Below are 11,431 nucleotides of genomic sequence, written 5' to 3'. Positions count from 1 at the left end.
GGTTTCCTCCGACTCAGGGGACGCTGCGGGTGGTCACCCGGCCAGCGCTCCCGAACGATTGGCTCCGGACGGGCGTGAAGAGCCCGACCAGGTCGTCCAGCTTCACGACCACCCCTGCGGCCATCACGCCCGCACACACCGCGGCCAAGGCCCCCGCGCCCTGCACGGGTCCGCGTGGTGCGTCGACCACGGCGGCGAGGATCGCGAGCGAAGCCAGCACGCCGTTGCGTACGACGTGGAGAAGGCCGAGCGGCGTCGTTGATGCGCCGAAGCACCGGCAGGCAACGCGCCCGCCTCGGCGCAGGGACAAGGTGATGGCGGCCGCGAAAGTGGTCAACATCCCTGCCGCAGCCAAGAAACCGAGCGTCATGGCGGGCGCTGCCGGAATCACCAGCAGCACGCACACGGCACACTCCGCGGACACCACCGCCGATGCGACCGTGCCGGCCAGCGCCGGGGGAAGCAGTCGCATCTCGCTCACCGATGCAGTGAAGCTGGCGAAGGCCCCACGTCGTGACACCTTGCTGAGCGAGGAGACGAGGAACACGACGCCGATGAGGCACCGGATCCCGATGGCCACGTAACTCATCACTCGGCCTTTCGCATGGTTGTGGTGATTCGGACGCGTGAGTACGGCTCAGCGCAGGGACGCGGTGGGCAGGGGCGCCACGACGCGACGGGGGGTGGACCACCGGCAGCCGCAGCGCGTACTGCTGCCAACAGCCGGTGATCCTTTACGGGGCACTCAGCGGGTGACCGGGTGACCCGCACCTGACGAACGGGCCCTGCGATGCGTGCGAGCCCGATGGGTACCGACGGACTTCAGCACTCGCAGACGTACCGGCAGCCGCCGCCCGTTACACAGCACCCGTGGCACGGAGCCGCGTAGCCGCACTGGGACACACACCGCGAGCACCTTCCCCATTCGCCGCAGTGGTCCAGAGCGGCGGCCGCCGCCTCGGCCCTCGGGACGAAGCGCTCAAGGAAGCGGCTGCCCATCTCTTCGAGTTTCCGGTACACGTACTTCTCCTCGGCTCGATCGGACTAGACGCCCAAGTGGGCGCAGACACGACCTTGCCCGCCGGCCGTGGGGAAGTCATTGACGCTCCTCGCCACCCCGTTGGCCATCCGTGCCTGACGGCGATTTCATGACGGTACGTGCTGGCGCCGGTGTCGACGGCAGCGAGGTGGGCGGTCTGCCGTCAGTCGGTGTCGTCGGGGCGGAGGGCGAGTTGGAGGAGGCGGGGAAGCGGGCGCCGCCTTGCCCTCGCCCTGAGTCATACCGGCACACGCTATTGGTCGGGGCCATCGACCAGGCGGTCGAGGAACCGGGCGAAGGTGGCGTCGGGGGCGAGGGAGCGTCCGGGTGCGCTGAGGCCTCGGCGAGTTCCGGGTGGTGGCCGTCCGCGGCGACAGTGGCGAGGTAGCGGGCCTCGGCCGCGGCCCGGTCGGGTGATCGCGCGGCTTCGGCCTGGGCGATCTCGTGCGCGACGTACCCGGCCACGAAGCCGGTGAGGTGGCCGACGACCTCCAGCTTCGCCGCACCGTCCAGGCCGGTGGGCCGCTGGTGGGCCGCGGGGCGGCGAGCACGGCCGTTGTCACTACACGCGGCGCGGGCACACGTTCGCGGGACGGCCCTTCCAAGACCGCCCCGCACCCACCGACGTCCCGCTACACTCCCACCCCGAGGCTGCTGACCAGGACAGATACAGAAGTCCCGCTGGAGTACTAGTAGCGGACCAGCCTCGTTCCACTACCGAACCAGCCGAGGAGCCTCCGCGGCCGGGTCCACCGGGCCCGTCAGCCGGCCTGCCAGATCACGCGCCCATGCGACCAGCCCCGGCACCGCGATGCCGTGAAGTGCCGGGAAAACCGCGATCCGGTCGGCGCCGCGCAGCAGCAGCCGGGCGCCGCCCGTGATGTTGCCGCGGGCCGCGTGGGTGAGGCCCACCGCGAGCTGGGCCAGACCCCGCCACAGCTCGCGTTCGCCCTCGGGGCCCGACTTCCACGCGTCCTCCAACACCTCGTGCGCGTGGAACGGCATACCCGCGTCGAGCAGGCGCTGCGCCTCGAGGAGCGTCTGCTCGGGCGTGCGCAGCACGCCCTCGGGCTGGCGCTCCACGCCGGGTGCGCCGTGGGGGAGAGGGCGGCCGAGGCCGTCCCGCGGGCGGGCGTTACGGGCGCGGCCCTCGGCGTCGCGGTCCCTGCGTGGCTGGTCCATGCCGCAATTGTCCTCCCTCCCCGGCTCCGTCCCGCAGTCGCGCGTCCTCCCCGGCTCCGTCACGCAGCGGCACGTCGCGCTCGCAGCCGGCCGCCCGGCCGCGGCAGTGGGCGGGCGTGGCGCGGGCCGGGTGCGGCGTGCGGCAGCAGGCGGCATGCGAGTGACCGCAGGCCGGGCGACCGCCGACCCCGCAGAGTGAGGTAATGTTCTCTTGCGCGCCCGGTCCGGGAAACCGGCGGAACGCGCAATCGGGACGTGGCGCAGCTTGGTAGCGCACTTGACTGGGGGTCAAGGGGTCGCAGGTTCAAATCCTGTCGTCCCGACTCGAAGGAGTCGCAGGCCGAGGGGCCGTTTCAGAGCAGTCTGAAACGGCCCCTCGGTCGTTTTCACGGGGCGAGCGACCGCCAGATACGGTCCGGCAGGATCCGGGCGGCCTCGTCGAGATCGACGTCGTCGATGCCAGAGAGTCAGCGGCGTGCGACGCCGACGACCGGGCCGAGGACCAGCGGCCATCTGGCGCGGGCGCTGTGCGAAGGTATCGCCCCCAGGTCGTCTCCCTCACCGACGCCGTGGCCGCCGACCTCGGCAGCGCTGCGCGTCGACGGGGCCTCACCCGGTCCGCAGTGCTCATGCAGACCCAGGCCGACCTGCTGCAACTGCCCGTCGAGGGGCGGGTAGTGCACCAGGAGGTGCACGTGGTCGTCCTCGCCGTTGAACTGCTTGAGTTCGGCCTCGAAGTTCTCGCAGACCTCCCGCATGATCTCCTCACAGCGCGTGAGCATGGCGTCCGTCATAGCCTTGCGCCGGTACTTCGTGACGAAAACCAAGTGGACATGCAGGTTGTAGACGGCGTGACGTCCGGTACGTATGTCGGGATTGGGGTTCCATCTCGGTGACATGAACCAAATGATAGATTGATCGCATGAACTCGGAACTCTGCCTGGTCAAGCGGCAGTTCGGGCATCGAGCCCGTCTGGCGCTGTCGCCTGCCGAGTCCCGGGCCATGGACGATCAGGCGCACGCGGCCCGCACCATGTGGAACTGCCTGCACGCGTGGTGGCTGATGATGCCGAAGCGGAAGCGGTCCCTAGCCGCTGCGGACGCGGCGATCCGGCAGGCCCGCAAGGACATCGATTTCCTCGCCGTGCTTCCGGCGCAGGGCGCTCAGGCGGTCCTCAAAACGTATTTCCAATCCTGGAAGAACTGTTGGGACGGCCGGGCACAGGAGCCGAACTTCAAGAGCCGGTTCCGATCAGTGATGTCCGTGGACATCCCCCAGGGCCGCGACCTCCAGATCAAGCGGATCCACCGCCGATGGGGCATGGTCAACATTCCCAAGGTCGGAGGTGTTCGCTTTCGCTGGACCAAGGACCTGCCCGTCGGCAAGAAGGCGAATGCCGACCACCGGATCACCGGAGCCCGGCTGGGCAAGGACGGGCTGGGCTGGCACATCGCCTTCCGGATCACCACCCTGGACCGCACCCCAGAACCCCACTCGGGGCCGGAGGTCGGCATCGACATGGGCGTCAACCTCCCCATGGCGCTCTCCGACGGCAACCACCACGACCACGGCCGGCCGCCCCGTCTCCCCGACGGCACCTCCGACCGGGACAAGTGGCTGGGCCCCGACGAGAAGGCCAAGCTGCTCCGCCTGGAACAGCGAGCCGCGCACCGCGAGACCTTCCGCAAGCCGAAAAAGAAGACCTCTCGAGGCCTGCACCGCACCTACGACCAGATCCGAGCACTGCGCGCAAAAGCCACGCGCCGCAGCATCGACTGGCAGCACAAGACCACCACGACCCTCGCCGAGCGGTACAGCGTGATCGTGGTGGAAGACCTGCACATCACGAACATGACCAAGTCCGCGAAGGGCACCGTCGAGAACCCCGGCAAGAACGTCAAGCAGAAGTCCGGTCTCAACCGCTCCAGCCTCCAAGAGGCATGGGGCCGCACCGTGACCATGCTGACGTACAAGACCGCCCGCCAGGGCGGAGCGCTGGTCAAGGTCCCCGCGCCCCACACCTCCCAGCGCTGCTCCGCGTGTGGCTTCCTCACGCCCGGCAGCCGGGAAAAGCAGGCCCTGTTCGTGTGCAAGAACCCCGTTTGCGGATGGATCGGCAACGCCGACCACAACGGAGCCCGGAACGTCTTGCACCTGTACCGGATCGGCCACGTGGCGATCCCGGCTGCCGGGAGGGCAGCCGTCAGGCGCACTCGCGGCGTCAAGCCCGCCACCGCAAGGTAGACGGGAATCTCCTTCCTGAGCTTGCGAAGGGAGGAGAGCACTTCAAGAAGCCCGTATGAACCCCGACCGGGCAGCCGAACGGCTCGCGCACTTCCGTGCCGAGGTCGCGGGGCTCCTGGACCGCTCACCGTCGGCCCCCCGTACGCCACCCGGCCTGATCCGACAGCAGGCCCAGCCCCGCCCATCCCGGCACCCCACCCGGAGCGCCATGACACGCACGACCAGCGGCGAACTCCCCGGCAACGTCCATGATGTCGTGGTCGTCGCACGGCCATCGCCCGCGAACTGGGCCGCCACCGGTTGCGCATCGCGCGTGGACGCGGGCGACGCCGTCGGCAACGTCATCTCCAAGGCCCGGCCGCCTGCTCGAACGGTAGCTCCTGCCCCGCGCCGCCCTGCCCGGCCGGGCGGTCATCCTGGGCGCCCGGCCGGCTCGCCGCGGCCGATCCCACAGGCGGGGCGATCGACGTCAGCGTCATGTCCGATTCCCGCCAGCCCCCGCTCGGGGAGGCTCGCATACTGACCGTATGACCACCCAGGCCGCGACGGTCGACGACAGCCGTTACGAGGCGGTGAGCAGCCGGGACGCCCGGTTCGACGGCGTGTTCTTCTTCGCCGTCTCGACGACCGGGATCTACTGCCGCCCGAGCTGCCCCGCGATCACCCCCAAGCGCCGGAACGTGTCGTTCTACCGCACGGCCGCTGCCGCACAGAGCGCGGGCTTCCGAGCCTGCCGCCGCTGCCGCCCCGACGCCGTGCCCGGCTCCGCCGAATGGAACGTCCGCGCGGACGTGGTGGGCCGCGCCATGCGGCTGATCGGCGACGGGGTCGTCGACCGGGAGGGCGTCGCGGGCCTCGCCGGCCGACTCGGCTACAGCGCCCGCCAGGTACAGCGGCAGCTCAACGCCGAACTCGGCGCCGGTCCCATTGCCCTCGCCCGCGCCCAACGCGGCCACACCGCGCGCGTGCTGCTTCAGACGACGACCCTCCAGGCCGCCGAGATCGCGTTCGCGGCGGGATTCGCGAGCGTGCGGCAGTTCAACGACACGATCCGACAGATCTACGCCGTCACCCCCACCCAGCTGCGAGCCGTCCGGCCCGGCCGCACCCTGCCGGACGACGGCGCCGCCGGAGTCCCGCTGCGGCTCGCCCACCGAGGCCCCTACGCGGCAGCCGAGATGTTCGACCACCTGGCCGCCCACGCTGTGCAGGGCGTCGAAGAGGTCACCGGTACACGCGGCGCCCGCACCTACCGCCGCACCCTGCGCCTCCCGGGCGGAGTGGGCATTGTCGAGGTCGGTGAACCCACAGGCGCCGACCACTGGTTGGACTGCCGGCTGCACCTGGCCGACCTGCGCGACCTGACCACCGCCATCCAGCGGATGCGGCGTCTCTTCGACCTCGACGCCGACCCCTGCGCCGTCGCCGAACGCCTCGGCGCCGACCCGGTCCTCGCACCCCTCGTCGCGACCCGGCCCGGCCTGCGCGTTCCTGGTACGGCCGACCCGCACGAGGCCGCGATCCGCACCGTCGTGGGGGAGGAGGCCGCCGCCGCACTCGTGGCAGCGCACGGTCGCAAGCTCTGCACCCCGAGCGGTGGCCTCACCCACCTCTTCCCCCGCCCACAGGACCTGCTCACAACGGACCTGCCCGCCCTGCGCGTGCTGGCAGAAGCGCTCACGACGGGCGAACTCGTCCTCGACCCCGGCGCCTACCGCGAAGAGACGGAACGCCGGCTGCTGCGTCTGCCGGGCCTCGACCCTCGAACCGCCGCCCGCATCCGTCAGAACGCCCTCGGCGACCCGGACGTCCTGATCCCCGCCGACCCCGCCGTCCCCCCACCGCGGACCCCGGGCGATGGCGGCCATGGAGCTCGTACGCGATGCAGCACCTATGGACGGTCGGCGGCTCGAGGGCGTGACGACCACGGCCGACGGTCCACCGCCTCACCCGTCCGGCCCAGCAACGCAGCCGCTCGCGGTCCCGGCCGGACGAGAGTGGATGTCGTCGCCCACCGTCATCGCACCGGGAGAACCCATGACCCCCCTGAACCGACGTGACCTCGGTCTGCTCGTCCTCCGAGTCGGCACAGGCGCCGTCCTCATGGCCCACGGCTCGCAGAAGCTCTTCGGCTGGTTCGGCGGCGGCGGCCTGGAGGGGACCGCCAAGGGCATGGAGGCCATGGGCTTCCACCCGCCCAAGCAGGCCGCTGCCGCCGCCGGTCTCGCGGAGGCGGGCGGCGGAGCGCTGCTCGCGCTGGGCGTCGCCACTCCCGCGGCCGGTGCCGCGGTCACCGGCAACATGGCAGGCGCCGTGGCCGTGCACGCACCTGCGGGCTTCTTCGCCCAGTCGGGAGGCTTCGAGTACCCGGCGTTCCTCGGCTTCACGGCGGCCGCGATCGGAGTCATGGGCCCCGGCCGCTACTCCGTGGACCATGTCACCGGGCACCGCTTCGACCGGCCATGGATGCTGGTGGCGGCGTTCGCCGTCAGCGCTGCGGCCGCCGCGGCCGTGGTCGGCAGGCGGTCCAGGGGGCAGATCGGCGCGGACGTGGACCCGGGGGACGCCGAGGAGGAGCACGGGGACGAGGCTCTGGAGGAGTAATCCGGGGCCCGGGCCGCCGAGGAAGGTCCTTCGGCCAGGTCCCGCGAGGGTCTGGATCGAACCTCTGAACAGTGGTTCACTTGTTGCATGGCCTACCGGAAGACACCCGCGGTGCAGAGCCGTCTGGACGCGGCCAGGGAGTACCTGGTCGAGCAGGCCACCTCCGTCGTCGCCGAAGTCGGCTGGGCGAACGCCTCCGTGACGGCCGTGGCCGCCGCCGCCGGGATGTCGGTCGGCTCGGTCTACCAGCACTTCCCCTCCAAGGGTGCCCTCGCCGTCGAGGTCTTCCGCCGTGCGTCCGGGCACGAGGTCGAGGTTCTCGGCGAGGTGCTCAGGGAGGGCAGCGGCGATCCGGTGCAGCGGCTCGCGCTCGGCGTCGAGGTCTTCGCGCGCCGTGCCATGGAGCGCCGCGGTCTCGCCCACGCGCTGCTCGCGGCACCTGCCGACCCGGCCGTGGGCCTGGAGCGGTTGGAGTTCCGGCGCCGTTACCGCGAGGTGTTCGCCGAGATCATCCGCGAGGGCATCGGCAGCGGCCGGCTTCCCGAACAGGACCCCGACGTCACCGCCGCCGCACTGACCGGCGCGATCGGCGAGGTGCTGGTGGATCCCCTGTCCGCCCCCGCTGAAGGAGACGCCGCCGACCACCTGGTCACCGAGCTGGTGGCGATGTCCCTGCGCTGCGCGGGCGCCGAGCCCGTCGCCCGACCACCCCGACGACCTTGAGGACCGTGACCGTCATGACCGCGAACCCCGCCGCAACGGCGGACGCCCCTGTACCCGAGCCGCCGGCACCCGCCCCGAGTAGCAATCCCACGGCCCGCACCCACGACGTCACCAACCAGCCACCGCCGCTGGTCGGACACGACGTCGCCGACGACGCCGTACTGCTCGAGGGTGTACGGCGCGAGGGCGCCGGGTGGTACACCGAGGACCTGCACCGCATCGGGCGACTGGCAGGCTCCGAGCAGGTCCAGCACTGGGCCGAGGAGGCCAACCGCTGCGAGCCGATCCTGCGGACCCACGACCGCTACGGAAACCGGATCGACGAGGTCGAATTCCACCCCTCGTACCACGCGCTCATGGACGTGGCCATTCGTGAGGGACTCGGCGGAGCGCCGTGGGCCGACGACCGGCCCGGTGCCCATGTCGCCCGAGCGGCGGGCTTCATGGTGTGGAGCTCGGCCGAACAGGGCCACGGCTGCCCCGTCTCCATGACGTACGCCGTCGTCCCCGCCCTGCGCTCCGCGCCGCGACTCGCGGCGGTGTACGAGCCGCTGCTGACCAGCCGCGTGTACGACCCCGGGCTGCGCGAGCCCGGCGGCAAGCGCGGCCTGCTCGCGGGGATGGGGATGACGGAGAAGCAGGGTGGCACCGACGTCCGCGCCAACACCACCGTCGCCGTCGATCAGCGGGACGGCACCTGGCGGCTGCGCGGCCACAAGTGGTTCACCAGTGCCCCCATGAACGATCTCTTCCTCGTCCTCGCGCAGGCACCGGGAGGGCTGTCCTGCTTCCTGGTTCCCCGGGTACTGCCCGACGGCAGCCGCAACACGTTCCGTATCCAGCGGCTGAAGGACAAGCTCGGAAACCGGAGCAACGCCAGCAGCGAACCCGAGTTCGACGACACCGTCGCCTGGCTCGTCGGCCCCGAGGGGCAGGGGGTGCGCACCATCATCGACATGGTCACCATGACCCGCCTGGACTGCATCCTGGGGTCGGCGTCCGGCATCCGCACGGCACTGGCGCAGGCCGCGCACCATGTCCGCCACCGCTCGGTCTTCGGCGCCAAGCTGATCGACCAGCCGCTGATGCGCAATGTCGTCGCCGACCTGGGCATCGAGTCGGAGGCCGCGACCACCCTCGCGCTCCGGGTCGCGGGGGCGGCCGACCGGGCGCAGCGTGGCGACGCACAGGAGCGGTCCTTCCTGCGGCTGGCGACGGCGGTCGGCAAGTACTGGGTCTGCAAGAGGCAGCCCGCGGCGGTCGCGGAAGCCCTGGAGTGCCTCGGCGGCAACGGCTATGACGAGGCGTCCGGCATGCCCCGGCTCTACCGGGAGGCGCCCCTGAACGGCATCTGGGAGGGCTCGGGGAACGTCAACGCCCTCGACGTACTGCGCGCCCTGACCCGGGAGCCGGGCTGCCTGGAAGCCTTCGCCGCTGAGGTGCAGGCCGCCGCCGGTGCGGATGCCCGACTCGACGAGGCCTGGCGGCAGTTGCACGGCGAACTGGCGCTCACCGACGACGCCGCGCTGCGCGCGCGCCGTCTGGTCGAGCGCCTGGCCCTCGTGCTGCAGGGCTCCCTGCTCGTCCGCCACGCGCCGTCCGCGATCGCGGACGCCTTCTGCGCCTCCCGCCTCGCCGGTGACCGCGGACTGGCCTTCGGCACCCTGCCTACCGGTCTCGACCTCGCCGCGATCATCGACCGCGTACCGGCGGCGACGGGCTGAGCACGGGCGGGGCGTCGGGCGTGCCGGGACGCGGTGGCGACCCGGCCCGTGACGGCGGGCGGCCTTCACCCGGCCGGGTCGCCCACCTCCCGCAGTGGCCGAGCGGCATGCCACCCTGCGTTCAGGGAACCAGGTCACTCATGGCACCGACCAAGCGCAGGAACGAGACCGTCTGCGGCCTGTCGCCGAACCGGTCCGGTCCAACCCGGTTCTCACCCCACTGGCCCGGCGCCGTTCCGGAGCCCGGCGGGACGGGCGACCATGTCCGACGGCTGTGTCCGAGGTGCCTGTCGCTCGTCGGGCGCCGGGTGGTGGGCGCCCGCTCCGGCGGCGCATCGACCCCCGTCCGCAGCTCGTTGGATCGCTTTTGTGCTGCTGTGTCCCGGGGAAGTGGAGGATCATGGATCACTCGCAGGTACCCGTACTGGAAGCACTGGCCGCCTACCACGCCGAGAAGCACACCCCTTTCACGCCACCCGGACACAAACAGGCCCGCGGCGCGGATCCGCGGGTGAGTGCGGTTCTGGGAGACGCCGTCTTCCGCGCCGACGTCCTGGCCATCAGCGGCCTGGACGACCGCAGGTCCTCGAACGCCGTGCTCGAGATGGCGCAGGAGCTGATGGCGGACGCAGTCGGCGCGGAGCACACGTTCTTCTCCACGTGCGGCAGCTCGCTCTCCGTGAAGGCGGCCATGCTGGCGGTCGCCGGACCGCACGAGAAGCTGATCGTCGGCAGGGACGCGCACAAGTCGGTGGTGTCCGGCCTGGTCCTCGCCGGAATCCGGCCGGTCTGGGTCGACCCCCAGTGGGACGCCGAGCGTCACCTCGCCCACCCGCCCTCGGCCGACGCCTTCCGTGCCGCCCTCAGGGAACACCCCGACGCCCGCGGCGCGCTGGTGACGACACCCACCCCGTACGGCACCTGCTCCGATCTGTCGAGCATCGCCGAAGCGTGCCATGAACACGGTGTACCGCTCATCGTCGACGAGGCATGGGGCGCGCACCTGCCCTTCCACCCGGAGCTGCCGACCTGGGCCATGGACGCCGGGGCCGACGTGTGCGTCACCTCCGTCCACAAAATGGGATCAGCCCTAAAGCAGAGTTCCGTCTTCCACCTGCAGGGCGATCTGATCGACCCGGCCGTCCTCAAGAACCGCGAGGACCTGCTGGGCACCACGAGCCCCTCCGTGCTCATGTACGCGGCGCTCGACGGCTGGCGCCGTCAGATGGTCGAGCACGGTCACGCCCTGTACGACGAGACGCTGGCGCTCGCCAAGGACGTCAGGGCCCGCATCGCGGAGATCGACGGCATGCATGTCCACGGGCGGGACGACTTCTGCGGCCCCGGCCGGGCCGTGGACCTTGACCCGTTGCAGCTGGTCGTGGACATCACGGCTCTCGGAACCACCGGCTACCGGATCGCGGACTGGCTGCGCGAGCACCACCGCGTCGACCTCCACCTGGCCGATCACCGCCGCATCAGTGCCCAGTTGACCCACGCGGACGACCAGGACACCGCGCGCGCCCTGGTCACAGCCCTGAGTGACGTGGCGGCCCACGCGGCGGAACTGCGCCCCGCCCTCCATGTCGAGGTGCCCGACCCGGCGCGCCTGCGGCTCGAGCAGGTCATGCTGCCGCGCGACGCCTACTTCGGCCGGATCGAGGAGGTGCCCTGGGAGCAGGCCGCCGGCCGCGTCAGTGCGGAGATGCTCACCCCGTACCCACCGGGCATTCCGGCCGCGCTGCCCGGCGAAAAGCTGAACGCGGGCGTACTGCGCTACCTCCGCAGTGGCGTCGACGCCGGCATGGTCGTCCCTGACGCGGCGGACACGGAGGTGAAGACGGTCCGCGTGTCGGTCGAGGACGTCGAGAGCGGTGACTGACCGCCCGGGCAGCGGCGTGCGCCCGCACTCTC

At 71.4% G+C, this 11,431-nt stretch carries 9 protein-coding genes, 1 tRNA gene and 4 pseudogenes; 9 read left to right on the top strand and 5 right to left on the bottom strand.

Going from position 1 to position 11,431, the window contains the following annotated elements:
* Positions 1 to 13: 13 nt before the first annotated feature.
* Positions 14 to 589 (bottom strand): MauE/DoxX family redox-associated membrane protein, encoded by a 576-nt coding sequence (locus tag ACIQ7Q_RS31925; RefSeq protein WP_403869895.1) that lies wholly within the window; start codon positions 587 to 589, stop codon positions 14 to 16.
* A gap of 703 nt (positions 590 to 1,292) precedes the next feature.
* Positions 1,293 to 1,564: pseudogene (locus ACIQ7Q_RS31920) on the bottom strand (TetR/AcrR family transcriptional regulator C-terminal domain-containing protein); the annotation flags it as partial.
* Here ACIQ7Q_RS31920 and ACIQ7Q_RS31915 point away from each other — a divergent pair.
* The gene (locus ACIQ7Q_RS31915; RefSeq protein ID WP_403870091.1) at positions 1,484 to 1,732 is read left to right on the top strand and encodes a hypothetical protein; all 249 of its coding nucleotides are present in this window, start codon (positions 1,484 to 1,486) and stop codon (positions 1,730 to 1,732) included. The pseudogene ACIQ7Q_RS31920 and the gene ACIQ7Q_RS31915 sit on opposite strands and share 81 nt — an antisense overlap.
* A 21-nt stretch (positions 1,733 to 1,753) precedes the next feature.
* Here the strand turns inward: ACIQ7Q_RS31915 and ACIQ7Q_RS31910 are convergent, their stop codons facing one another.
* Positions 1,754 to 2,221: a DUF309 domain-containing protein gene (locus ACIQ7Q_RS31910; protein ID WP_403869892.1), complete on the bottom strand. Its 468-nt coding sequence runs from the start codon at positions 2,219 to 2,221 to the stop codon at positions 1,754 to 1,756.
* Between the two features lie 249 nt (positions 2,222 to 2,470).
* On the opposite strand from ACIQ7Q_RS31910, the gene ACIQ7Q_RS31905 reads away from it, so the two are divergent.
* A tRNA-Pro gene (locus tag ACIQ7Q_RS31905) sits at positions 2,471 to 2,544 on the top strand.
* Positions 2,545 to 2,607: 63 nt separating this feature from the next.
* On the opposite strand, the pseudogene ACIQ7Q_RS31900 reads toward ACIQ7Q_RS31905, so the two are convergent.
* Positions 2,608 to 2,727 (bottom strand): annotated as a pseudogene (locus ACIQ7Q_RS31900) (TetR/AcrR family transcriptional regulator); the annotation flags it as partial.
* Here ACIQ7Q_RS31900 and ACIQ7Q_RS31895 point away from each other — a divergent pair.
* Positions 2,723 to 2,889, top strand: a pseudogene (locus tag ACIQ7Q_RS31895) (carbohydrate kinase); the annotation flags it as partial. The pseudogenes ACIQ7Q_RS31900 and ACIQ7Q_RS31895 sit on opposite strands and share 5 nt — an antisense overlap.
* On the opposite strand, the pseudogene tnpA reads toward ACIQ7Q_RS31895, so the two are convergent.
* Positions 2,890 to 3,120 (bottom strand): annotated as a pseudogene (gene tnpA, locus ACIQ7Q_RS31890) (IS200/IS605 family transposase); the annotation flags it as partial.
* Between the two features lie 23 nt (positions 3,121 to 3,143).
* On the opposite strand from tnpA, the gene ACIQ7Q_RS31885 reads away from it, so the two are divergent.
* From ACIQ7Q_RS31885 to ACIQ7Q_RS31860, 6 genes are all read left to right on the top strand, one after another.
* Entirely contained in the window at positions 3,144 to 4,466 is a 1,323-nt protein-coding gene (locus ACIQ7Q_RS31885) for an RNA-guided endonuclease InsQ/TnpB family protein (RefSeq protein WP_403869890.1), read from the top strand.
* Positions 4,467 to 4,993: 527 nt separating this feature from the next.
* Positions 4,994 to 6,526: a DNA-3-methyladenine glycosylase 2 family protein gene (locus ACIQ7Q_RS31880; protein WP_403869887.1), complete on the top strand. Its 1,533-nt coding sequence runs from the start codon at positions 4,994 to 4,996 to the stop codon at positions 6,524 to 6,526.
* Complete coding sequence (locus ACIQ7Q_RS31875; protein ID WP_403869884.1) at positions 6,504 to 7,070, top strand: DoxX family protein; 567 nt, start codon at positions 6,504 to 6,506, stop codon at positions 7,068 to 7,070. The genes ACIQ7Q_RS31880 and ACIQ7Q_RS31875 overlap by 23 nt, the downstream gene beginning before the upstream one ends.
* A gap of 87 nt (positions 7,071 to 7,157) precedes the next feature.
* Positions 7,158 to 7,793 carry a TetR/AcrR family transcriptional regulator gene (locus tag ACIQ7Q_RS31870; protein WP_403869881.1) on the top strand — a complete coding sequence of 212 codons (636 nt, stop codon included), beginning with the start codon at positions 7,158 to 7,160 and terminating at the stop codon, positions 7,791 to 7,793.
* Between the two features lie 14 nt (positions 7,794 to 7,807).
* The gene (locus ACIQ7Q_RS31865; protein WP_403869878.1) at positions 7,808 to 9,517 is read left to right on the top strand and encodes an acyl-CoA dehydrogenase family protein; all 1,710 of its coding nucleotides are present in this window, start codon (positions 7,808 to 7,810) and stop codon (positions 9,515 to 9,517) included.
* A gap of 400 nt (positions 9,518 to 9,917) precedes the next feature.
* Complete coding sequence (locus ACIQ7Q_RS31860; protein WP_403869875.1) at positions 9,918 to 11,399, top strand: aminotransferase class I/II-fold pyridoxal phosphate-dependent enzyme; 1,482 nt, start codon at positions 9,918 to 9,920, stop codon at positions 11,397 to 11,399.
* Positions 11,400 to 11,431 lie beyond the last annotated feature (32 nt).

It is taken from the genome of Streptomyces sp. NPDC096176, from assembly GCF_044763255.1.
In the GTDB taxonomy this organism is placed as follows: Bacteria; Actinomycetota; Actinomycetes; order Streptomycetales; family Streptomycetaceae; genus Streptomyces.
The sequence above is the reverse complement of the archived record's forward strand: the minus strand, read 5'-3'. Positions and strand labels throughout refer to the sequence as shown.

Bases quoted from the DNA above. Each gene is read 5' to 3' on its own strand.
- ACIQ7Q_RS31925 (WP_403869895.1), bottom strand. From the start codon at position 589: ATGAGTTACGTGGCCATCGGGATCCGGTGCCTCATCGGCGTCGTGTTC.
- ACIQ7Q_RS31910 (WP_403869892.1), bottom strand. From the start codon at position 2,221: ATGGACCAGCCACGCAGGGACCGCGACGCCGAGGGCCGCGCCCGTAAC.
- ACIQ7Q_RS31885 (WP_403869890.1), top strand. From the start codon at position 3,144: ATGAACTCGGAACTCTGCCTGGTCAAGCGGCAGTTCGGGCATCGAGCC.
- ACIQ7Q_RS31880 (WP_403869887.1), top strand. From the start codon at position 4,994: ATGACCACCCAGGCCGCGACGGTCGACGACAGCCGTTACGAGGCGGTG.
- ACIQ7Q_RS31875 (WP_403869884.1), top strand. From the start codon at position 6,504: ATGACCCCCCTGAACCGACGTGACCTCGGTCTGCTCGTCCTCCGAGTC.
- ACIQ7Q_RS31870 (WP_403869881.1), top strand. From the start codon at position 7,158: ATGGCCTACCGGAAGACACCCGCGGTGCAGAGCCGTCTGGACGCGGCC.
- ACIQ7Q_RS31865 (WP_403869878.1), top strand. From the start codon at position 7,808: ATGACCGCGAACCCCGCCGCAACGGCGGACGCCCCTGTACCCGAGCCG.
- ACIQ7Q_RS31860 (WP_403869875.1), top strand. From the start codon at position 9,918: ATGGATCACTCGCAGGTACCCGTACTGGAAGCACTGGCCGCCTACCAC.